Raw genomic sequence first — 22,240 nt, 5'->3', positions numbered from 1 at the left:
CATGGCGTTCCTGGACCGGTTCCGACGAGGCAGCTCCCCGCGCATGCGCAAGCCCGCGCGCGACGGGTTCCGCACGGGCTCCACGCAGGTGCGCGCCTCCGACTCCGTCGACCAGGACCACCTGCAGACCTGGGTCGTCGAGCGCCGCGGTGTCGAGGGGTTCGTCGAGCCGCGCACGGCGGTCAGCGACGTCACCCTGCTGCTGGTGGCCCACGACGGCGAGTGGACCCGGCGCCGGGTGCCCTCCATCGAGTGGGCCCACGCGTTCTGCAACCGCCACCAGGTGCCGTCGTACGACGCCGCCGTGGTGGGGGTGCCCCAGCGGATGCGCGACTACAACTCCCGCGTCAAGGCCCAGCGCCGCCAGCAGGGGCTCTGAGCGACCCGGTCAGGCCTCGGTGCGGCTGAGCGCCCGGGCGAAGTCGACCACGGTGGCCACCGCGAAGCCGGTGCCGCCGGCGGTGAGGTGACCCGCGGCCGAGGAGCCGAACGACGGGCCGGCGATGTCGAGGTGGGCCCACGGCAGCCCGGCGGTGAACTCGCGCAGGAACGCCGCGGCGTACAGCCCGCCGCCCCAGCGCACCCAGTCGTGCTGGGCGAGGTCGGCGACCTTGCTGCTGCGGATGCGCTCGCCCATCTGCTCGGGGATCGGCATCGGCCAGTGCGGCTCGCCGGCGACCCGGGCAGCGGCGAGGACGTCGTCGACGACCGACGGGGTGCCCATCACGCCGGCGACCTTGTCGCCGAGGGCGACGACCATGTGGCCGGTGAGGGTCGCCACGTCGAGCACGACGTCGGGGGAGACCTCGGTGGCCCGCACGAGCGCGTCGGCGAGCACGAGGCGTCCCTCGGCGTCGGTGTTGGAGATCTCGACGGTGGTGCCGCCGTACAGCTTGAGCACGTCGCCGGGTCGGGTGGCGGAGCCCGACAGCATGTTCTCGGCCATCGGCACGAACGTGGAGACCTTCACCGGCAGGCCGAGGCGGGCGATGGCCAGGGTGGCCTGCACGACGGCGGCGGCGCCGGCCATGTCGGACTTCATCTCGCTCATCGAGGCGGCCGGCTTGATGCTCAGCCCGCCGGAGTCGAAGGTGATGCCCTTGCCGACGAGCGCGAGGTGGCGGGTGGCGCCCTTGGGCGCGTAGGTCAGCTCGACGAGCCGCGACGGGGCGGCGGAGCCCGCGCCCACACCGAGGATGCCGCCGCAGCCGAGCTCGGCCAGTGCGGCCTCGTCGTGCACGGTGGCGGTGACGCGGTGGGCACGGTCGACGTCCTTCGAGGTCGCCTTCACCGCGGCGACCACCGCGTCGGCGAAGGCGGGCGGCGTGAGGTCGCCGGGAGGCGTGTTCACCCAGTCGCGGGTGGTGGCCACGGCGGCGGCCACGACCTGGGCCTCGGCGAAGGCGGTGACGAGCTCGGCACGGCGTGCCCCGGCCGCGAGCACCGCCACCTCGGCGGGCGCGGCGTCGCCGGGGGCGGTGTCGCGCTGGTAGGTCGTGAAGCGGTAGCCGCCCAGCGCCCAGCCCTCGGTCACCGCACGCACCAGCTCGGCGGTCTCGGCGGGCAGCGCCAGGGCCACGGTGGCGGCGTTGGTGACGGTGCGGGCCGCCGTGCCGGCCGCGCGGCGCACGACGTCGGGGGTGGGGTCGGCACCGAGGCCGACCAGCACGAGCTGGGGGGAGGTCAGGGTGCCACCGGTCGGCACGCGGGTGGCCTCGCCGGCCGCCCCGGTGAGGTCGAGCATCGCCAGCAGGGGCCGCAGCCGGCGCCCGTACGCCTCGGCGACCGCCTCCGCCCCGGGGGCCAGCCGGGGGCCCTTCTCGGTGTGGAGGACGCCCACCACCACCGCGTCGGCCTTGGTCCGGGTCGGGTCGGCTCTGCGCAGGGTGTACGTCGTCACCGCTGCAGGTTAACGGGGAGGGCGGCGCGATAGGTTGGCGACATGGCCGAGCCCGCGCTGCAGTCGTCCCTGCTCACCTCCCCGCTCCACGCGCGCCACGTCGACCTGGGCGCCAAGCTGGCCGAGTTCGGCGGGTGGGCGATGCCGCTGGAGTACCCCACCGGCGTGGTGCGCGAGCACACCGCCGTGCGGGAGGCCGCCGGCATCTTCGACGTCAGCCACCTCGGCAAGGCCAGCGTCACCGGGCCCGGCGCGGCGGCGTACGTCGACGCCACGCTCAGCAACGACCTGGGCCGCATCGGCCCCGGGCAGGCGCAGTACACGCTGTGCTGCGACGAGGTGACCGGCGGCATCGTCGACGACCTCATCGTCTACCTCCACGACGACGAGCACGTGCTGCTGGTGCCGAACGCCGCCAACACCGCCGAGGTGGTGCGCCGCCTCGCGGCCTCCGCGCCGGTCGGCGTGACGGTGACCGACGAGCACCGCGACCACGTCGTGCTCGCCGTGCAGGGCCCGCGCAGCGACGAGCTGCTCGCTGCCGTGGGCCTCCCGGTCGGCCACGACTACATGAGCTTCACCGTCGCGCCGTGGACCTCGCCCGTCGACCCCGGCGCGGGGGGCCACGAGGTCGTGGTCTGCCGCACCGGCTACACCGGCGAGCGCGGCTACGAGCTGGTGGCACCCAACGCCGCGGCGCTCGGGCTGTGGGACGCACTGGTCGCCGCCGGCGAGCCGCTGGGGCTGCTGCCGTGCGGCCTGGGGGCGCGCGACACGCTGCGCACCGAGATGGGCTACCCGCTGCACGGGCAGGACATCTCCCTCGACGTCACCCCCAACGAGGCCCGCCTCGGCTGGGCGGTGGGGTGGAAGAAGGAGGCGTTCTGGGGCAAGGCCGTGCTGGAGGCCGAGCGCGTCGCGGGGCCCCGCCGCCGCCTCCACGGCCTGGTGGCCGCCGGTCGCGGCATCCCGCGTCCCCACATGACGGTGTCGCTGACCGCCGACGTGCTGCTCGGCGAGGTCACCTCGGGCACCTTCTCCCCGACGCTGCGCAAGGGCATCGGCCTGGCGCTGCTGCCGACGTTCGTGGCCGACGACGCCCAGGTCGGCGTCGACGTCCGCGGACGCCGCGAGATCTTCCAGGTCACGCGGCCGCCGTTCGTCGACCCCTCCGTCAGGAAGTGACCCGCCCGTGAACCTGCCCGAGCAGCCCGCCGCGTTCCGCCAGCCCACCCCCGCCGAGCGGCCCTGGTGGTGGCGCCTCGAGGACGCCGCCGGCCAGGAGGTCACGGTGGAGGGCGACCTGGGCGGCGAGCGCTTCGCCAACCAGGCCGACGCCGAGTCGTGGGTGGGGGAGTGCTTCGGCGACCTCGCCGCCGAGGGCGTCGACGCGGTGGTGCTCTTCGACGGCGAGCGCCGCGTCTACGGCCCCATGTCGCTGCACCCCTGAGGGCGCCGGCCGTGCGGTTCAGCCAGGTCGACGTCTTCAGCGCCGAGCCGCTGCTCGGCAACCCGGTGGCGGTGGTGCACGACGCCGACGACCTCGACGACGAGCAGATGGCCGCGTTCGCGCGGTGGACCAACCTGTCGGAGACCACGTTCCTGCTCCGCCCCACGACACCGGGCGCCGACTACCGGCTGCGCATCTTCACCCCCGGTCGTGAGCTGCCGTTCGCCGGCCACCCGACGCTCGGCTCCGCCCACGCCTGGCTGGAGGCCGGGGGCGTGCCGGCCCAGGACGACGCGGTCGTGCAGGAGTGCGGGGCCGGGCTGGTCCGGGTGCGCCGCGGCGCCCGGCTGGCCTTCGCGGCGCCGCCGCTGGTGCGCTCCGGCCCGGTCGACGACGCCGACCTGGCCCACGTGCGGGCGGTGCTCGGCGGGGTCGACGGAGCCGCGGCGCACGTGGTCGACGCCGCCTGGGTCGACAACGGGCCGGGCTGGCTCGCCGTGCTGCTCCCCGACGCCGCCGCCGTGCTCGACCTGCGCCCCGACCTCGCCGCCTTCGGCGACCTGCGGCTCGGCGTCGTGGGCCCCCACCCGCCCGGTGGACCCGCCGACGTGGAGGTGCGCGCGTTCGTGCCGAGCCTCGGCGTGGGCGAGGACCCGGTCACCGGCAGCCTCAACGCCGGCATCGCGCAGTGGCTGGCCGGCGGGCGGCTGCCGGCGTCGTACGTCGCCGCGCAGGGCACGGTGCTGGGCCGGCGCGGGCGGGTGCACGTGGAGACCGACGGCGACACCACCTGGGTCGGCGGCGACACCCGCACGACGGTGGCGGGGGAGGTGCGGCTCGACGCGGGCCGCGGCCGGTAGTCTCCGCGACGTGCAGGCCTACCTCGACCTCGTCCGTCGCGTCCTGGACGAGGGGGTCGCCAAGGGCGACCGCACCGGCACCGGCACCCGTTCGGTGTTCGGCCACCAGATGCGCTTCGACCTCGCGGCCGGCTTCCCGCTGGTCACCACGAAGCGGGTGCACACCCGCTCGGTCTTCGCCGAGCTGATCTGGTTCCTGCGCGGCGACACCAACGTCACCTGGCTGCGCGACCGCGGCGTGACGATCTGGGACGAGTGGGCCGACGAGCACGGCGACCTCGGCCCGGTCTACGGCGCGCAGTGGCGCTCCTGGCCCACCCCTGACGGCCGCCACGTCGACCAGCTCGCGCAGGTGGTCGAGCAGGTGCGCCGCGACCCCGACTCCCGCCGCCACGTCGTGTCGGCCTGGAACGTCGCCGACCTGCCCCACATGGCGCTGGCGCCCTGCCACACGATGTTCCAGTTCTACGTCGCCCCCGGGCTCGACGGCGCCCCCGGCCGGCTGTCGTGCCAGCTCTACCAGCGCTCGGCCGACGTGTTCCTCGGCGTGCCGTTCAACATCGCCAGCTACGCGCTGCTGACCCACATGGTCGCCCAGGTGACCGGCCTGGCCGTGGGCGACTTCGTGCACACCCTCGGCGACGCCCACCTCTACACCAACCACCTCGACCAGGCCCGCCTGCAGCTCACCCGCGAGCCGCGGCCGCTGCCGACGCTGTGGCTCGACCCGTCGGTGCGCGACCTCGCCGACTTCGACCTCGAGCACGTCGCGGTCGAGGGCTACGACCCCCACCCGGGCATCAAGGCCCCGATCGCGGTCTGAGGTGACCCCGGGAGGCAGGCGGGTGCTGCTCGTGGCGGCGGTCGCGCGCAACGGCGTCATCGGCGCCGACGGGGCCATCCCGTGGCGGGTGCCGGGGGAGATGGCCCACTTCAAGGCCGTCACCCTGGGCCACACCCTGGTGATGGGGCGGGCGACGTACGACTCGATCGGGCGGCCGCTGCCCGGGCGCACCACCGTCGTGCTCACCCGCGACCCGGCGTGGTCGGCCGAGGGCGTGCTGGTGGCCCACGACCTCGACGGCGCGCTCGCGCTGGCCGACGGGATGCTCGGCGACGTGGTGGTCGCCGGCGGCGCGACCGTGTACGCCGCGGCGCTCGCCGTGGCCGACGAGCAGGTGGTCAGCGAGGTGCCGCTGGAGCCCGACGGCGACACCCGCTACCCGGCCATCGATCCCGCGGTGTGGCGCGAGGCCTCCCGCGAGCAGCGCGAGGGGTACGCCGTGGTGCGCTGGCTGCGCCGCTGACCCACCCGGCCGGCCCACCCGGCCGACCCGTGCCCGGGGCGCGTCACACGTGGCTGAGGGGGAGGCGCACCGTGAACGTGCTGCCCTCGCCGAGCTCGGACTCCAGGCGGATCGAGCCGCCGTGGCGCTGCACGATGCGCCGCACGATGCTCAGGCCCAGGCCGGTCCCGGGGCGGGCCAGCGCCTCGGGGTTGGTGGAGCGGAAGAACTCGCTGAACAGCTCCTCCTGGTCGGGCTTGCTGATGCCCAGGCCGTTGTCGCGGCACACCAGCCGCACGAACCGGTCGGCGCGCTCGACGAGCACGTCGACCCGTCCGCCGCTGGGCGTGTACTTCACCGCGTTGCCGACCAGGTTGAGCGCCACCCGCTCCAGCTCGTCGTGGTCGCCGGTGATCAGCAGCGGGCCGCCGTGGGGCTGGAGCACCAGCTCGACGCCGTCCTCGTGGGCCCGCAGGCGGAACGCGGCGACCGCGTCGGCCGCCAGCTGGTGCAGGTCGACCACCGCGGAGGCCGGCCGCGCGTCGCGGTCGGTGAGCTTCTTGAGGGTCAGCAGGTCGTCGATCAGCGAGAGCACCCGGTCGAGGTTGCGGTGCACGACCTGGAAGCTGGCCGTGGGCGCCCCTGCGGGGTCGTCCTCGATCAGCTCGAGGTGGCCCGCGATCGAGGTCAGCGGCGTGCGCAGCTCGTGGGACACCGTCGAGATCAGGTCGTTCTTGTAGTGGTCGAGCGCCTCGAGCTGCTGCACCAGCACGTGCTCGCGCTCGAGCAGGCGGGCGTTCAGCACGGCCTGGCCGAGGTGGCGTGCGATCTGGCCGGCCGCCTCGACCTCGTGGGGGCTCCACGTGCCGGCGCGCGAACGGCTGGTCGCCGCGCGGGTGCGGGTGCTGCTGCGCTCCTCGCCCGGCAGTCCGCCGGGTCGCGCCGGCTCGGGCTCGGCCGGGCTCCCGGCGTCGTCCGCGTCGAGGGTCGCGGGGGCCGTCGCGGGGGTCGTGGCGGCCGCGTCGGGGTCACGACGGGCCGCGGCGAGGTAGCCGAGGCAGTCGCGGCCCACGCCGATCGGCACCAGCAGCAGCGACGCCAGCCCGCTCGCGGCGAGGTAGTCGAGCACGAGCTCCTGCTCGGTGTGGCCGAGGTGCGGCACCGCCGCCCGGCGTCGCACCCAGCCAGCCGCACCGCCGGCGACGGGCAGCCGCTCGCTGCCGTCGACGCGCACGGTGCGGGCGACCGTGACCGAGCCACCGCCCTGGGTGGTCGAGAGGGTCGCGGTGCCCTGGGCCCAGTGCTCGCGCGCCGTGCGGGTGGTGATGGCCACGATCTCCTCGGGGGCCCGGGCCAGCGGCGGGTCGGAGGGGGTGAGCACGGCGGGGTGGCGGGCGCCGTGGCCGAGGCCGGACAGGTCGTCGCCGTCGAGGGCGCGCACCCACACCAGGTCGGCCCCCAGGGCCTGCGCGACCGGCCCCACGGCGCCGTCGAGGACCTGGGCGACGTCGAGGGTGCCGGACGCCGCGGAGTGGATCGCACCGACGTCGGCGGCCAGGCGCACCTGCTCGGCGAGCTCGGTGGCGCGCCGGGCGTTGCTGAGGGCGATCCCCGCGAGGTCGGCGTACATCTCGAGCAGCTCGCGGCAGGCCTGGTCGGGCCGGCGTCCGTCGAGGGGCAGGTCGACGGCGAGCAGGCCGAGCAGCTCGCCCTCGGGGGAGCGCAGCGGCGAGCGCAGCGTGTCCTCGGGCCGCCACCGGTCGGGGTCGGGGTCGGGGTCGTCGTCGACCTGCGGGATCCAGCCCGAGGCGGGCAGGTCGACGAGACGCTCCGCGGGGATGAAGAGCAGCGAGCCCCACTCCTCGGCCAGCGCGAACTCCTCCTCCATCGCCGCCAGCGGCACGCGGGTGCCGACCAGCTGCTCGCGGGCCGCGGCGCTGCCGGCGACCGTGACGATCTCGAACTCGAGGTCGGGCCCGAGGTAGCTGATCGCGGCCACCTCGAAGCCCACCGTGGCGGCCACGCCCTCGGCCACCGCCTCCAGCACGGCGTCGACGTCGCCGCCGAGGTTCATCCGCCGCATGATCTGGTAGACCGAGCGCAGGTCACCCGGCTCGCGGTGCACGCTCGCGGCCCTGGTCGGGTCGCTGGGGTCCACGTCGCCTCCGAGATGGGATGGGGGTGCCGGGATGCACCGGGCCAGGTCAGGACGGCGGCCAGTGTCGCAGAACTGCGCCGGGTGGTGCGGCGGCGCTCCCGCACCGGACGCGGGTCGCCGCGCGATAGCCTGCCCCCATGACTGCTGAGGTGACGCCCGCCGGCCCCACGGCCCCCTTCGGCACCGTGCTGGCCGCCATGGCCACGGCGTTCCGCGCCGACGGGTCGCTCGACCTCGAGGGCACCCAGCGCATCGCCCGCCACCTCGTCGACCACGGCCACGACGGCCTGGTCGTCTCCGGCACCACGGGGGAGGCGTCGACCACGACGCCCGAGGAGGACGGCGAGATCCTGACGGCGGTGCGCGACGCCGTCGGCGACGACGTCGTGCTGGTGGCCGGCGTCGGCACCAACGACACGCGCACGTCGGTGCGCCTCGCTCGCCAAGCCGCGGACCTCGGCGCCGACGGGGTGCTGCTGGTCACGCCGTACTACAGCAAGCCCGGCCAGGCCGGCGTGCTCCACCACTTCCGCCAGGTCGTCGACGCCAGCGACGTGCCGGTGATGCTCTACGACGTGCCGGGGCGCACCGCGACCCAGCTGGCCTGGGAGTCCTACGTCGAGCTGGCCGGCTGGGAGAAGGTGCTGGCGGTCAAGGACGCGGTCGGCGACATGGCCCGCGGGGTGCGCATCCGAGACCTGGGCCTGGCCGTCTACTCCGGCGACGACGTCGCCAACCTCGCCTGGCTCGCCCACGGCGCGGTCGGCTTCGTCTCCGTGGTGAGCCACGTGGCCGGAGACCAGCTGCGCGCCCTCCACGACGCCTACCGCGCCGGGCGCACCGAGGAGGCGCTGGCGGTCTACCGCCGGATGCTGCCGGCGATCGAGGCCGTCATGGGGGTGCCCAACTACGGCGCCACCACCGCCAAGGCCGGCCTCGAGCTGCTCGGGGTGCTCGACAACCGCCGGGTGCGCTCGCCGCTGCTGGCCCTCGACGACGCCGAGGTCGCCGCGCTGCGCACCGGCCTGGTGGCGTCGGGACTGCTTCCCGACGCCTGACCGGCCCGACCTGGCGCCCCGTCGTCCGCCCCCGCGGTGGCGGTGGGAATGCTGGGACGCGACACGCTTCCTGTGGTCCCTGTGACTGGTGAGGCGTTCCCCTAGGTTGTGCAGCATGGCGACCCGTACGTCTTCCCCGCCGGGGTCGCGGAGCACGAGCACGTCTTCGAAGCCGTCCACGGCGTCGTCGAGGAGCGGTTCGAGCACCCGACCACGGAGTACCCCGACCACCACGACCGCGCGCAGCAAGGCCACCGGCAAGCGGCCTGCGCGCACCACCACGAAGAAGCCCGCAGCGCGCCCGGCCAGCAGGTCGGGCGGCCGTTCGGGCAGCACGTCGACGAAGGTCCTCGACCGGCAGGCGCCCCGCGCCGTCCGCACCGGTCGTGGCCCCGTCGCGCGGCTCTTCGACGCGGTCCTGCGCGGGGTGGTCGCCACCTGGCTGGCCCTCGCCCACGGCGTGGGGGCGCTGGCGCGCGGCATCGGCCACGGCGCCCGCGACCTCGACCCCGAGCACCGTCGTGACGGTGCCGGCCTGGTGGTGCTCGCGCTCGCCGTGGTCAGCGCCGCAGCGGTCTGGTTCCAGCTCGGCGGCGCCGTCATGGAGGCCACCCGCACCGCGGTGACCGGCTCGGTCGGCAAGGTCGGCTGGCTGGTCCCGCTGGCGCTGGTCGTCGTCGGGTGGCGCACCATGCGCGACCCCGTCGGCAACGGTCCGGCCGGTCGCCAGGTCATCGGCTGGAGCTCGCTGGCCCTCGGCGTGCTGGGCATCGTGCACATCGCCGGCGGGAGCCCGCAGCCGGTGCGCGGCGACGCCAGCCCGCTGCAGGACGGTGGGGGAGCGGTCGGCTACGTCGTCTCCTCGTTGCTGCTCGACCTGCTGCGCGCGACGTACGTCGTCGTCCCGCTGCTGGTGCTGCTCGCCGTCTTCGGCCTGCTCGTCATCACCGCCACCCCGCTCTACCAGGTGCCGGTCAAGCTCGCCGACCTGCGCGACCGCGCGCTGGGCCGCGACCTGCACGACGCCGGTGCCACGCGCCCCCGCCGCGGCTCGCGCCGCGACGACCACGAGGCCGACGACGACGAGATCGACCCCGAGATGGGCGACCCCGCCTACGACACCCCGGTGCTCTCCGACCGCGAGCTCGCCAAGCGCGCCCGCCGCAAGGACCCCATCGAGGTGGCGATGGAGCAGGAGGAGGCCGTCGTCCCCGACCTGTTCGCCCCCGAGCAGCGGACCCCGCTGGCCCCGCCGGTGGCGGTGCCCGTGCCCGTCGCGGTGGAGGACGACGAGGACGCCGACCCCGGCGACCTCGAGCCGCCGCCCCACTCGCCGCTGCCCCAGCGCGTGGAGCAGCTCGCGCTGTCGGGTGACATCACCTACCACCTGCCGGCCAACGAGGTGCTCAAGCCCGGCTCGGTGCACAAGGCCCGCTCCAAGGCCAGCGACGCGGTGGTCGACCGGCTCACCCAGGTGATGACCGAGTTCACCATCGACGCGCAGGTCACCGGCTACACGCGCGGCCCGACCGTCACCCGCTACGAGGTCGAGCTCGGCCCCGCGGTGAAGGTGGAGAAGGTCACCGCGCTGAGCAAGAACATCGCCTACGCCGTCGCCTCGGCCGACGTGCGGATCCTCAGCCCGATCCCCGGCAAGTCGGCGATCGGCATCGAGATCCCGAACGTCGACAAGGAGATCGTGTCGCTGGGCGACGTGCTGCGCTCCACCACGGCCCGCAACGACCACCACCCGATGGTGGCCGGGCTCGGCAAGGACGTCGAGGGCGGCTTCGTGGTGGCCAACCTCGCCAAGATGCCCCACCTGCTGGTGGCCGGCGCGACCGGCTCGGGCAAGTCGTCGTTCATCAACTCGATGATCACCTCGATCCTGATGCGCTCCACGCCCGACGAGGTGCGGATGATCATGGTCGACCCGAAGCGGGTCGAGCTGAACGCCTACGAGGGCGTCCCGCACCTGATCACCCCGATCATCACCAACCCGAAGAAGGCCGCCGAGGCCCTGGCCTGGGTCGTGCGCGAGATGGACATGCGCTACGACGACCTGGCCAACTTCGGCTTCCGTCACATCGACGACTTCAACAAGGCCGTGCGCGCCGGCAAGGTGGAGGTGCCGCCCGGCTCGGAGCGCCAGCTGACGCCCTACCCGTACCTGCTGGTGATCGTCGACGAGCTCGCCGACCTGATGATGGTCGCCCCGCGCGACGTCGAGGACGCCGTCGTCCGGATCACCCAGCTCGCCCGCGCCGCCGGCATCCACCTGGTGCTGGCCACCCAGCGCCCGTCCGTCGACGTGGTCACCGGCCTGATCAAGGCCAACGTGCCGTCGCGGCTGGCGTTCGCCACCTCGTCGCTGGGCGACAGCCGGGTCATCCTCGACCAGCCGGGCGCCGAGAAGCTCGTCGGCCAGGGTGACGGGCTGTTCCTGCCGATGGGGTCGTCGAAGGCCGTGCGCGTGCAGGGCTCGTGGGTCACCGAGGCGGAGATCGCCCAGGTGGTCAAGCACTGCAAGGAGCAGCTCGAGCCCACCTACCGCGAGGACGTCACCGCCCCCGCGGCGAGCAAGCGCGAGCTCGACGACGACATCGGCGACGACATGGACCTGGTCATCCAGGCCATCGAGCTCGTCGTCTCCACGCAGTTCGGGTCGACCTCGATGCTGCAACGCAAGCTGCGTGTCGGCTTCGCCAAGGCGGGCCGCTTGATGGACATCATGGAGAGCCGTGGCGTCGTCGGACCGAGCGAGGGCTCCAAGGCCCGCGACGTGCTCGTGAAGCCCGACGAGATCGACGGCGTCATCGCGACCCTGCAGGGGGACTTGTGAACAGCGACACCCAGCACGACACGGACCTGACCACCACCCCTACCTCACTCGACGACGGCACCGGCACCGGTACCGACGCCGCACCGGACGCCGCGCCGGGCGCCTCGCCGACGGGCGGGGCACACCCCGTGCCCGCGGCGCCCGCCGTCGTGGAGGTGCGCCGCAACGGCCTGCTCTCCGGGGCGATCGGGGGCGTGGCGCTGCTGGTGGCCGCGGCCTACCTGGCCCGGGCCACCGCCACCGCCGCACCCCTCGACTGGGCGCTGTGCGCGGTGATGGCCGTGGTGGCCGTCGCCCACCTGCTGGTGCTGCGCGACGCCCGCACCCCGCTCTTCGTCGCCGACGACCTCGGCGTGCGCCTGCGCAGCGGCCGCACCTGGCGCGGCCTGCCGTGGACCCAGATCGAGGCCGTGGAGGTGCTGCCGCGCCGCCGCGTCGTGCGTGACGGCGCCATCGACGTGCTGGCCGGCGACGACGACCCGATCTCGGTGCCGCTGTCGGTGTCGACGAAGGTGGTCGGCACCGGCCCCGGCACCTCGCTGGTCGAGGCGCTCGACGCGCTCGCCGCCGGCGCGGTGGAGGTCGTCGAGATCGAGGGCTACGAGTACCTCGACGACGAGGCCTGGGCCGCGGTGCGCGAGGACGGCGAGCCCGCTGCACCCGTGGTCGCGCCCCCGTCGACCCAGCCGGTGCCGATGACCCAGATGACGCAGCCGATGCGGGTCACGCAGCGCGAGGCGGCCCCCGAGGTCACCATCGACGTGCCTGCCCGGCCCACCGAGCCCGTGCTGTCCGGTGCCACCGCCGTGACCCGCGACGACCTCCACACCGAGGTCGACGCCGAGCCCGCCGACGACGGGGACACCCGCGACCGGCCGGCCCGCGACCCCCGTCCCACGCTGGCCCGGGCCATCGGCGGCCTCGCCGCGCGGCTGCCCTGGCGTCACGGCAGGTCCCGGACCGAGACGGCTCCCGACGTCGAGGTGGACGCCGGGGCCGAGCGTGCCCCGGCGTACGACGCGCCGGTCGGCGTGGAGCCGAGCCCGACGCCGAGCGCGCTGCGCGACCCGGTGAGCGCGGTGCGCGCCGAGATCCGCAGCGAGGGCGCCCACGCCGCCCCGGTCGGCGCCGACCAGGGTCGCGCCCCGGAGGCGCGCGAGCTGCGCCGCTCGGGCAGCGTCAACCTCGTCGAGGACACCGCGGTCTGGGGCGACCGGGTCAGCCCGATCGCCACCGCGGGCGACGCCGTCGCCCCGATCGTCATCGACGACCTCGGTGCCGAGCCCGCGCCCGACCCGGTGGTCGGCCCCGAGCTGGCCGCGGCCCGCACCCGGCTCGGCCTGAGCGTCGACCAGCTGGCCGAGCGCACCCGCATCCGCCCCCACGTGATCGAGTCGATCGAGGTCGACGACTTCGCGCCGTGCGGCGGCGACTTCTACGCCCGCGGCCACCTGCGCACCCTCGCGCGGGTGCTGGGTGTCGACGTCACGCCGCTGCTGGCCGACTACGACGAGCGCTACGCAGACGCGCCGATCAACCCCCGTCGCGTCTTCGAGGCCGAGCTGGGCGCCGGTGGCGCGATCCGCGGCACCCGTGGCGGACCCAACTGGTCGATCATGATCGCCGCCGTGATGGCGCTGGTGCTGTGCTGGTCGATCGCCCGCCTGGTGATGGACAGCCCCGCCGAGCTGCGCGACCCCGCCCCGGGCTTCCGCCAGACCGGCAGCAGCCAGGCGGCCACCCCCGCCGGCGCCTCGGTGCCGGTCACGCTGACCGCCGCCGGCGGCGGCGCCACCGTGGTGGTGCGCGACGGTGCCAACGAGCTGGTCTTCAAGGGCACGCTCACCTTCGGCCAGGTCAAGACGCTCGGCGCGGTCTCGCAGCCGGTGCGGGTGCAGTCGTCCGACGGCTCCCTCGAGGTCGCCGTCGCCGGTGAGGACCAGGGTCCGCTCGGCACCACCGGCACCTCGGCCCAGGACACCTTCGCCGCCGAGGACTGACCGGGCCGCACCCTGCTCGACCCTTGCTCGACCCCTGCTCGACCCCTCGGGGCCGGTCCCGCTGCCCAGCGGACCGGCCCCGAGCTGCGTCTGCCCGCCCCTCGCGGCCTGCTGTGCCCGCCGGGGCGCTCAACCGGCGCACGTGCGCGGGTCGGGTGCGCAGGCCAGCGCGGGCGGTGGTGCGAAAGGCGTCAGGCGCGGCGGTAGCGGCGCTCGGGGCGGCCGCTGCCGCCGTACTGCAGCCGCACGGCCAGGCGCCCCTGGGCGACGAAGTGCTCGAGGTAGCGCCGGGCGCTGACGCGGGAGACGCCCACCGCCTCGGCGCACTCGGCGGCCGAGCGCTCCGCGCCGTCGTCGAGCGCGGCGAGGACGACGTCGGCGGTCTCGCGGCTCAGGCCCTTCGGCAGCTGCTCGCGGGCGCGGGCGAGCGGGGCGAAGGCGGCGTCGATCTCGTCCTGGCCCGCGGTGCCGACGCCGGCCAGCGCGGCCCGCGCGGCGCGGAAGGCCTCGAGGCGCCACAGCAGGTCGTCGGCCTCGAACGGCTTCACCAGGTAGTGCGCAGCGCCACCGGCGACCGCCGCCCGCACCGTGTCGGCCTCCCGCGCCGCGGTGACCATCACGACGCCAACCTCGTTGCCGGCGCCGCGCAGGCGCCGCAGCACCTCGATGCCGGTGAGGTCGGGCAGGTGGACGTCGAGCAGCACCAGGTCAGGGGAGAGCCGCTCGATCTCGGCGAGCGCGGCCTCGCCGGTGGCGGCCACGCCGACCACCCGGAAGCCCTCCGCCCGCTCCACGAACCGGGTGTGGATCGAGGCCACCATGAAGTCGTCGTCGACGACGAGCACGGTCAGGTCGCTCACGGTGGGCGGGTCACGGTCCTCGGGTCGGCGGGGGCTGGTCGGCGGGCTGGTCGACGGGCTGGTCGACGGGTCGGGGGAGCCGGGCGGTGAACACCGCCCCGGGGGCATTGTGCACCGACACCGACCCCCCGCGCCGCTCGCAGACCACCTGCACCAGCGCCAGGCCCACCCCGCGGCCGCCGACGCCGCTGGGCTTGGTGGTGACCCCGCGGCGGAACACGTCGTCGCGCTGCTCCTCCGGCACCCCGGGCCCGCTGTCGGCGACCTCCACCACGACGGTGCCGTCGTCCTCGCGCCGCAGTCGTACGTCGACCCGCGCGCCGCCCGGACCCGGGCCGGACGCACCGGACGCACCGGACGGACCGGACGCCGCGGCGTCCACGGCGTTGTCGACGAGGTTGCCCAGCACCGTGGTGACGTCGGCGGCGAGCTCGGGGTCGAGGCGCGGCAGCGCGGAGTCGGGGCGCAGCGCGAGCTCGACGCGGCGCTCCACGGCCAGGCTGGTCTTGGCGATCAGCAGCGCCGAGACGGTGGGGTCGTCGACGCGGGCCAGCACGTGGTCGCTGATCTCGGCGCGCCGGCGGTTGAGGGTGCCGAGGAAGGACCCCAGCTCGGCGTACTCCGCCAGCTGCAGCAGCCCGGAGATGGTGTGCAGCTGGTTGCTGAACTCGTGGGTCTGCGCGCGCAGGGTCTCGGTGACGCTCTCGCGGGCGCTGAGCTCGCCCTGCAGCGCCACCAGCTCGGTGCGGTCGCGCAGGGTGGTGATGGTGCCGATGCGCCGCCCGCCGGCCTCGACGCGGTTGCGGTTGGTGACCAGCACCCGCCCGTCGACGACGAGGACGCCGTCGCGCAGGTCGTCGGCGCCGAGCAGCAGGTCGCGCACCTGGGGGGTGACGTCGAGGTCGGCCAGCGACCGGCCCTGCGGCCGCTCGGGGAGGCCGAGCAGGTCGCGCGCGCTGTCGCTGACCACGGTCAGCACCCCGTCGTCGTTGACGGCCACCACGCCCTCGCGGATCGAGGTCAGCAGCGCCTCGCGCTGGTCGGCCAGGGCGGCGATCTCGGCCGGCTCCAGCCCGCGGGTGCGCCGCTTGATCAACCGCGCCAGCAGCCACGCGCCGGCCAGGCCGAGCGCCAGCCCGCTGGCCAGCACGACGAGCAGGTCGCCGGTGGTCGCCGCGAGCCGCTCGGTGAGCGGCGGGTAGTCCTCGGTGACCACCACCAGCCCCACCTGCCGCGGCGGCTCGCCGGGCCGCCCGGGGGTCGCCGCCCGGCCGCCGCCGTACACCGGCACCTGGGCGGTCAGCACCCGCGCGCCGCGGTCGGTGGTGTCGCCGGTCCAGCTGCGGCCCTGCGCCACCTGCGGACCGAGCGCCACCTGCTCGCCCTCGCGAGTGGGGTCGGTGGAGACGAAGACCTCGCCGTCGGTGGCGGCGAGGTAGACGGTGCTGGCCCCGACGTCGTTCTGCCGCTGCTGCACGTAGAAGGCCAGCGACCGCGCGTCGATCGAGCGCAGCAGCCCCTCCTGCACGGCGGAGGTGTTGGCGAGGCTGTCGGCCGCGGCGCGCAGCCGGGCGCCGCGGGTGTCGCGGAAGTCGGCGTCGCTCTGGCGCACCGAGACCACGCTGGTGACCAGCACGACCAGCAGCAGGACGACGAGCTGGAGCAGCAGGAACTGCCCGGCCAGGCTCAGGTGCCGTCGCTCACCGCCCCGTGACCACAAGTTCCGCAACCTCCGTTGGTTCCTCAACCGTGACGCCCGCCACAGCGTGGGTGAGCATCGACACGTCCCACCCGTCCACGCCCCAGGAGACACATGCTCCCCGCAGCCCCCCGGCCCCGTCGCGCCGGGCCCCGTCGTCCGCGCGTCGCGGCCGCTCCCGTGGCCGCCGTGGCCACCGTGCTGAGCCTGCTGGTCGCGCTGTCCGGCTGCGGGGTCACCCGCGGCGACGAGAGCGCCGACCTCGACATGTGGATCCCGAACAGCCCTGGCGGCGGCTACGACCAGACCGGCCGCGCCGCGGTCGGGATCATGGAGGCCGAGGACATCACCGGCGGCTCCTTCCAGGTGACCAACATCCTCGGCGCCGGCGGGGCCACCGCGATGAGCCAGCTGATGGGCGCGGAGGGCGACGAGCACCTGATGATGACCATCGGTCTCGGTGTCGTCGGCTCCACCTACTCCTTCGCCTCCGACGCCCGCCCCCAGGACGCCACGCCGCTGGCCCAGCTCATCGAGGAGCAGGAGGGCGTGCTGGTGCCGGCGGAGTCGCCGTTCCGCACGATCGACGACCTGGTCGAGGCGTGGAAGGCCGACCCCGACTCGGTCGTGGTGGGCGGCGGGTCGTCGCCCGGCGGTCCCGACCACCTGTTCCCGATGCAGCTGGCCGAGACGGTGGGCATCGACCCCAAGGACGTCCGCTACGTCCCCTACGACGGCGGCGGACCCCTCACCAGCGCCCTGCTGGGCAACAAGATCCAGGTCGGCTTCTCCGGGCTCAGCGAGTTCGAGGGCCAGATCGAGAGCGGCGACCTGCGGGTGCTGGCCGTCTCCGGCGAGGAGCGCCTCGGGGGCGACGCCGTCAAGGACGTCCCCACGCTGACCGAGTCGGGCATCGACCTGGTGTTCATCAACTGGCGCGGCGTGCTCGCCCCGCCGGGCATCTCCGAGGAGCGACGCGACGAGCTGATCGCCTACCTCACCGCCATGCACGACTCCCCGGAGTGGCAGCAGACCCTGGCCGACAACGGCTGGATCGACGCCTTCCGCACCGGGGACGACTTCGAAGACTTCCTGCTGGAGCAGGACGACCGCGTCTCGACGACGCTCGAGGAGCTGGACCTGCTGTGAGCACCCCCACCGAGACCCGCGCCGACACCCCGGCGCCCGCCCCCCGCGAGGAGGGTGTCGACAAGGCGCAGTACGCGCTGGCCGCGCTGCTCGTCGTCGTCGGCGCCTACACCTTCTACGACGCCACGACGCTGCGCGTCGGCTTCGGCGACCCCGTGGGGCCGCGCGTCTTCCCCTACGTCATCGGCGGCGCCCTCGTGGTGCTCGGGCTGCTGCTCGTGGTGGCCACCGCCCGTGGCTCGCGCCCCGAGCCGGAGGGCGGCGAGGACGTCGACCTCGCCCAGCGCGCCGACTGGGCCACCGTGGCCAAGCTGGTGGGCGTCCTGGCCTTCACCATCGCCACCGTCGACCTGCTCGGCTGGGCCCTCACCGGCGCCGTGCTGTTCGCGGGTGCCGCCTGGTCGCTGGGCTCGCGCACCGTGGTGCGCGACGTGATCACCGGGCTCGTGCTCGCGGTCGGCAGCTGGTACGCCTTCTACGTCGGCCTCGGCATCCCGCTGTCGCCCGGCCTGCTCGACGGGATCCTCTGACATGGGCGCCCTCGATCTCCTCTGGGGCGGCCTGCAGCAGGCCGCCACCCCCGAGAACCTGCTCTACGCCGCCGTCGGCGTCCTGCTCGGCACGTTCGTCGGCGTGCTGCCCGGCATCGGCCCGGCCATGGCGGTGGCGCTGCTGCTGCCGGTCACCTTCGGCCTCGAGCCGACCCAGGCGTTCATCATGTTCGCCGGCATCTACTACGGCGGCATGTACGGCGGCTCCACCACCTCGATCCTGCTGAACACCCCTGGCGAGTCGGCATCGGTGATGACCGCGCTCGAGGGCAACAAGATGGCCAAGCGGGGACGGGCCGCCCAGGCGCTGGCCACCGCCGCCGTGGGCTCGTTCATCGCCGGCACGATCGGCACGCTGCTGGTGGCGTTCTTCGCCCCGCCGCTGGCCGACGTGGCGGTGCAGATCGGCGCCCCGTCGTACTTCGCCATCATGGTGCTGGCGCTGGTGATGACCACCGCGGTGCTGGGCTCGTCGGTGCTGCGCGGCTTCATCGCCCTGTTCCTCGGGCTCACGATCGGCCTGGTGGGCCTCGACCCCAACACCGCGCAGGCCCGGATCAGCCTCGGCCTGCCCCAGCTCATCGACCCGCTCGACATCGTCGTCGTGGCCGTCGGCATCTTCGCCCTCGGCGAGGCGCTCTGGGTGGCCGCGCACCTGCGCCGCAGCCCGCTGCAGATCATCCCCGTCGGGCAGCCCTTCATGGGCCGCGACGACTGGCGACGCTCGTGGAAGCCGTGGCTGCGCGGCACGGCGCTGGGCTTCCCGTTCGGGGCCATCCCGGCCGGTGGCGCGGAGATCCCGACGTTCCTGTCGTACGTCTCGGAGCGCAAGCTGTCGAAGTCCGGCGAGTTCGGCCACGGCGCCATCGAGGGCGTGGCCGGCCCGGAGGCCGCCAACAACGCCTCGGCCGCCGGCATGTTCGTCCCGATGCTGGCCCTAGGGCTTCCGGTCACCGCCACCGCCTCGGTGATGCTCGCGGCGCTGCAGGGCTACGGCATCCAGCCCGGCCCGCAGCTGATGACCGAGCAGGCCGACCTGGTCTGGACGCTGCTGGCCAGCCTGCTCATCGGCAACTTGCTCCTGCTGGTGCTGAACCTGCCCCTGGCGCCGCTGTGGGCCCGGCTGCTGCGCATCCCGCGCCCGCAGCTGTACGCCGGCATCCTGTTCTTCGCCTGCCTGGGCGCCTACGCCACCAACCTCGACCCCTTCGACGTCGGCCTGCTGCTCGTCTTCGGCCTGCTCGGCCTGATGATGCGCCGCTTCGGGCTGCCGGTGCTGCCGCTCATCCTGGGCGTCATCCTCGGCCCGCTCATGGAGGGCAAGCTGCGCGAGGCGCTCAGCATCTCCGGCGGCGAGTTCTCGGGGCTGGTCAACGAGCCGCTCGCGGTGGTGGTCTACGTGCTGATCGCCGTGGTGATCGTGGCGCCGACGGCGCTGCGCGCCCTGCGCCGACCGCACCACCCGGGTGGCGAGCCCGCCGCCCGGTCGCACGACGACGAGGAGATGGCACAGCGATGAGCGACGCGAGCACCCCCGCCACGGCGGCCGGCTGGGTCGTGGTGGCCTGGGCCCCCGACGAGTTCGGCACGGTGGCCCTGGCCCACGGCATCGCGGAGGCCCGCCTGCGCGGCCGTGGCGTGCTGGTGGTCAACGCCACCAAGGGAGACGCCCTGGTCGACGACCGCTGGGCGGGCCCCGAGGCGCTGCAGGCGGTGGAGCGCGAGCTCGCCGCCACCGGCCTGCCCCACGACGTGCGCCAATCGGTGGGCGGCGACGTCGCCGACCAGGTGCTGGCCGTCGGGGACGAGGTCGACGCCCGGCTGGTGGTGATCGGGCTGCGCCGCCGCTCGCCGGTGGGCAAGCTGCTGATGGGCAGCGTCGCCCAGCGCATCCTGCTCGGGTCGAGCTGCCCCGTGCTGGCCGTCAAGCCGGGCGAGCTGCCGGACTAGTCACCCGCCCGCCGACTGCCCGGCGTGCGCCCCGCCACACGCCCCGCCGCACGCCCCGCCGCACGCCCCGCCGCCCGTCGGGCGCGAGGCCCAGCGGCGGGGCGACGGTTCGTGCCGGGCGACCCGCGGACGGCATACTCGGAGGCACCCATGACGACTCAGACCCCGCCCGTGCCCGAGGCCACCGCTCCGCAGACCCCCGACACCGCCGCGCCCCTGTCGGTGGCGATGGTGACCCTGGGGTGCGCCCGCAACGAGGTCGACTCCGAGGAGCTCGCCGGTCGCCTCGAGGCCGGCGGCTTCCGCCTGGTCGACGACCCCGCCGCCGCCGACACCGTGGTGGTCAACACCTGCGGCTTCGTGGAGGCCGCGAAGAAGGACTCCGTCGACACCCTGCTCCAGGCCGCCGACCTCAAGGCGACGGCCGGCGGGGGAGGGCAGGCCCAGGCGGTCGTCGCCGTGGGCTGCCTGGCCGAGCGCTACGGCAAGGACCTCGCCGAGTCGCTGCCCGAGGCCGACGCCGTGCTCGGCTTCGACGACTACCCCGACATCGCCGCCCGGCTGCGCTCGATCGTGGCCGGCGAGGTGCACCACCCGCACACCCCGCAGGACCGCCGGCTCCTGCTGCCGATCTCCCCGGTCGACCGCGCCGCCTCGACCGTGCCGGTTCCCGGGCACGGCGACGCACCGGTCACCGCCGCCCCGGGCGCCACGACGACCACCCTGGCTCCCGGCACGGCGACCCCGGGCCTGGCCGACCCCGCCACCGTCGGTGCGGGCGGCCCGGCCACCGGCCCGCGCGCCGTGCGCCGGCGACTCGACTCCGGCCCGATGGCGGCCCTGAAGCTGGCCAGCGGCTGCGACCGGCGCTGCTCCTTCTGCGCGATCCCGGCGTTCCGCGGCTCGTTCGTGAGCCGGCGGCCCTCCGACGTGCTGACCGAGGCGCGGTGGCTGGCCGAGCAGGGCGTGCGCGAGCTGTTCCTGGTCAGCGAGAACTCCACGTCGTACGGCAAGGACCTCGGCGACCTGCGCCTGCTCGAGACGCTGCTGCCCGAGCTGGCCGCCCTCGACGGCGTGGAGCGGGTGCGGGTCAGCTACCTGCAGCCCGCCGAGACCCGCCCCGGCCTGGTGCAGGCGATCGCGGCGACCCCCGGCGTGGTGCCGTACTTCGACCTCTCGTTCCAGCACGCCAGCGCCACGGTGCTGCGCCGCATGCGCCGCTTCGGCGACCCCGCGTCGTTCCTGGGGCTGCTCGACCAGGTGCGCGCCCTCGCACCGCTGGCCGGGGTGCGCTCCAACGTCATCGTCGGCTTCCCCGGCGAGACCGAGGACGACCTGGCGACCCTCTGCGACTTCCTGGTCGCGGCCCGGATGGACGTCACCGGCGTCTTCGGCTACTCCGACGAGGACGGCACCGAGGCCGCGTCGTACGGCGGCAAGCTCGACGACGACGAGGTGCGCGCCCGCACCGAGCACGTCACCGCCCTGGTCGAGGAGCTCAACGCCCAGCGGGCGGAGGAGCGCCTCGGCGAGGTCGTGGAGGTGCTCGTGGAGTCGGTGGAGGACGGCTGGGTCGAGGGCCGCGCCGCCCACCAGGGCCCCGAGGTCGACGGCACCACCCTGGTGCGCGACTGCACCGCCCCCGTGGGGCGGCTGGTGACCGCTACCGTCGTGGCCACCGACGGGGTCGACCTCGTCGCCGAGACCACCGGAGAGGTGCGATGAGCCAGCAGCCGCCCGTGGGGGAGCCGGTGGGCCAGCAGCCCGCCACCGCCCCCAGCAACTGGAACCTGCCGAACGCGCTGACCACCCTGCGCATCGTGGCGGTGCCGTTCTTCGCCGCCGCGCTGCTCGTCGACGGCGGCGACTCCGTCACCTGGCGCTGCGTGGCCTGGGTCATCTTCGTCGCCGCGATGATCACCGACAAGATCGACGGCGACATCGCCCGCGCCCGCAACCTGGTCACCGACTTCGGCAAGATCGCCGACCCGATCGCCGACAAGGCGATCACCGGCATGGCCCTGATCGGCCTGTCGATCGTGGGCGACGTGTGGTGGTGGGTCACCGTGCTGGTCCTGCTGCGCGAGTGGAGCGTCACGGTCCTGCGGCTCTCGGTGCTCAAGCGGATCGTGATCGCGGCCGCCGACCTCGGCAAGCTCAAGACCACGGTGCAGGCGCTGGCGCTGGGCCTGCTGGTGCTGCCGCTGCGCGACCCCGACCTGCCGGCGGCCCTCGAGGTGCCCGGCGAGGTGGTCTTCTACGTCGCCCAGGCGGCGCTGGCCATCGCCGTGGCGCTCACGCTGTGGTCGGGCTACGAGTTCTACCGGGGGGTCTGGCAGCAGCGCCACAGCCTGCGCAGCGGCGGGCCCGGCGAGGGTGCCGATACCGGGACCGGCCACGGCGCGGGTGCCGACGCGGCCAGCGACCCCAAGTCGTAACACAGTTGTCATCCGCGGTCTCGGTTCGACGAGGGGGGT

The 22,240-nt window shown here is 74.8% G+C and carries 19 protein-coding genes; 15 read left to right on the top strand and 4 right to left on the bottom strand.

The annotated features are described in order from the left end of the window. The first annotated feature begins 1 nt into the window (after window position 1). Window positions 2-379: a hypothetical protein gene (locus tag AC4OR8_RS10495; RefSeq protein ID WP_492165498.1), complete on the top strand. Its 378-nt coding sequence runs from the start codon at window positions 2-4 to the stop codon at window positions 377-379. Between the two features lie 9 nt (window positions 380-388). Here AC4OR8_RS10495 and AC4OR8_RS10490 read toward each other — a convergent pair whose 3' ends face one another. Further along, window positions 389-1,900, bottom strand: coding sequence for a leucyl aminopeptidase (locus tag AC4OR8_RS10490; RefSeq protein ID WP_492165497.1), 1,512 nt, complete (start codon window positions 1,898-1,900; stop codon window positions 389-391). A gap of 42 nt (window positions 1,901-1,942) precedes the next feature. On the opposite strand from AC4OR8_RS10490, the gene gcvT reads away from it, so the two are divergent. From gcvT to AC4OR8_RS10465, 5 genes are read left to right on the top strand one after another with little or no spacing between them, the layout of a single operon-like run. After that, a complete protein-coding gene (gcvT, locus tag AC4OR8_RS10485) occupies window positions 1,943-3,085 on the top strand; it encodes a glycine cleavage system aminomethyltransferase GcvT (RefSeq protein ID WP_492165496.1) in 1,143 nt (380 codons plus the stop codon). Window positions 3,086-3,092: 7 nt separating this feature from the next. Then, entirely contained in the window at window positions 3,093-3,350 is a 258-nt protein-coding gene (locus tag AC4OR8_RS10480; RefSeq protein ID WP_492165495.1) for a hypothetical protein, read from the top strand. 11 nt (window positions 3,351-3,361) lie between these two features. Continuing rightward, window positions 3,362-4,210: a PhzF family phenazine biosynthesis protein gene (locus AC4OR8_RS10475; protein ID WP_492165494.1), complete on the top strand. Its 849-nt coding sequence runs from the start codon at window positions 3,362-3,364 to the stop codon at window positions 4,208-4,210. A 10-nt stretch (window positions 4,211-4,220) separates the two neighbouring features. Beyond that, complete coding sequence (locus AC4OR8_RS10470) at window positions 4,221-5,033, top strand: thymidylate synthase (RefSeq protein WP_492165493.1); 813 nt, start codon at window positions 4,221-4,223, stop codon at window positions 5,031-5,033. A 22-nt stretch (window positions 5,034-5,055) separates the two neighbouring features. Further along, entirely contained in the window at window positions 5,056-5,517 is a 462-nt protein-coding gene (locus tag AC4OR8_RS10465) for a dihydrofolate reductase (RefSeq protein WP_492165492.1), read from the top strand. 43 nt (window positions 5,518-5,560) lie between these two features. Here AC4OR8_RS10465 and AC4OR8_RS10460 read toward each other — a convergent pair whose 3' ends face one another. Then, window positions 5,561-7,654 (bottom strand): ATP-binding protein, encoded by a 2,094-nt coding sequence (locus AC4OR8_RS10460; RefSeq protein ID WP_492165491.1) that lies wholly within the window; start codon window positions 7,652-7,654, stop codon window positions 5,561-5,563. Window positions 7,655-7,791: 137 nt separating this feature from the next. Between AC4OR8_RS10460 and dapA the strand changes: the two genes are divergently transcribed. The 3 genes from dapA to AC4OR8_RS10445 all read left to right on the top strand — a co-directional run bounded on the left by dapA (window position 7,792) and on the right by AC4OR8_RS10445 (window position 13,554). After that, on the top strand, window positions 7,792-8,712 hold the full coding sequence (dapA, locus tag AC4OR8_RS10455; RefSeq protein WP_492165490.1) for a 4-hydroxy-tetrahydrodipicolinate synthase: 921 nt from the start codon (window positions 7,792-7,794) through the stop codon (window positions 8,710-8,712). A 115-nt stretch (window positions 8,713-8,827) separates the two neighbouring features. Beyond that, a complete protein-coding gene (locus AC4OR8_RS10450) occupies window positions 8,828-11,554 on the top strand; it encodes a DNA translocase FtsK (protein ID WP_492165489.1) in 2,727 nt (908 codons plus the stop codon). Then, on the top strand, window positions 11,551-13,554 hold the full coding sequence (locus AC4OR8_RS10445) for a helix-turn-helix domain-containing protein (RefSeq protein WP_492165488.1): 2,004 nt from the start codon (window positions 11,551-11,553) through the stop codon (window positions 13,552-13,554). The genes AC4OR8_RS10450 and AC4OR8_RS10445 overlap by 4 nt, the downstream gene beginning before the upstream one ends. A 191-nt stretch (window positions 13,555-13,745) precedes the next feature. On the opposite strand, the gene AC4OR8_RS10440 is transcribed toward AC4OR8_RS10445, so the two are convergent. Then, window positions 13,746-14,414 carry a response regulator gene (locus AC4OR8_RS10440; RefSeq protein ID WP_492165487.1) on the bottom strand — a complete coding sequence of 223 codons (669 nt, stop codon included), beginning with the start codon at window positions 14,412-14,414 and terminating at the stop codon, window positions 13,746-13,748. A gap of 10 nt (window positions 14,415-14,424) precedes the next feature. Beyond that, a complete protein-coding gene (locus tag AC4OR8_RS10435) occupies window positions 14,425-16,134 on the bottom strand; it encodes a sensor histidine kinase (RefSeq protein WP_492165486.1) in 1,710 nt (569 codons plus the stop codon). Between the two features lie 168 nt (window positions 16,135-16,302). Between AC4OR8_RS10435 and AC4OR8_RS10430 the strand changes: the two genes are divergently transcribed. The 6 genes from AC4OR8_RS10430 to pgsA all read left to right on the top strand — a co-directional run bounded on the left by AC4OR8_RS10430 (window position 16,303) and on the right by pgsA (window position 22,201). Continuing rightward, window positions 16,303-17,262, top strand: coding sequence for a Bug family tripartite tricarboxylate transporter substrate binding protein (locus AC4OR8_RS10430; RefSeq protein ID WP_492165485.1), 960 nt, complete (start codon window positions 16,303-16,305; stop codon window positions 17,260-17,262). Then, window positions 17,259-17,792 carry a tripartite tricarboxylate transporter TctB family protein gene (locus AC4OR8_RS10425; RefSeq protein WP_492165484.1) on the top strand — a complete coding sequence of 178 codons (534 nt, stop codon included), beginning with the start codon at window positions 17,259-17,261 and terminating at the stop codon, window positions 17,790-17,792. The genes AC4OR8_RS10430 and AC4OR8_RS10425 overlap by 4 nt, the downstream gene beginning before the upstream one ends. A gap of 1 nt (window position 17,793) precedes the next feature. Beyond that, window positions 17,794-19,332, top strand: a complete 1,539-nt coding sequence (locus tag AC4OR8_RS10420; RefSeq protein ID WP_492165483.1) for a tripartite tricarboxylate transporter permease — start codon at window positions 17,794-17,796, stop codon at window positions 19,330-19,332. Next, window positions 19,329-19,763 carry a universal stress protein gene (locus AC4OR8_RS10415; RefSeq protein ID WP_492165482.1) on the top strand — a complete coding sequence of 145 codons (435 nt, stop codon included), beginning with the start codon at window positions 19,329-19,331 and terminating at the stop codon, window positions 19,761-19,763. Before AC4OR8_RS10420 ends, AC4OR8_RS10415 begins: the two co-directional genes overlap by 4 nt. Window positions 19,764-19,979: 216 nt before the next feature. Beyond that, window positions 19,980-21,488 (top strand): MiaB/RimO family radical SAM methylthiotransferase, encoded by a 1,509-nt coding sequence (locus AC4OR8_RS10410; RefSeq protein ID WP_492166409.1) that lies wholly within the window; start codon window positions 19,980-19,982, stop codon window positions 21,486-21,488. Continuing rightward, window positions 21,485-22,201: a CDP-diacylglycerol--glycerol-3-phosphate 3-phosphatidyltransferase gene (pgsA, locus tag AC4OR8_RS10405; RefSeq protein WP_492165481.1), complete on the top strand. Its 717-nt coding sequence runs from the start codon at window positions 21,485-21,487 to the stop codon at window positions 22,199-22,201. Before AC4OR8_RS10410 ends, pgsA begins: the two co-directional genes overlap by 4 nt. The last annotated feature ends 39 nt before the right edge of the window (window positions 22,202-22,240 follow it).

Source organism: Nocardioides sp. FY1077 (assembly GCF_058681775.1).
The sequence above is the reverse complement of the archived record's forward strand: the minus strand, read 5'-3'. Positions and strand labels throughout refer to the sequence as shown.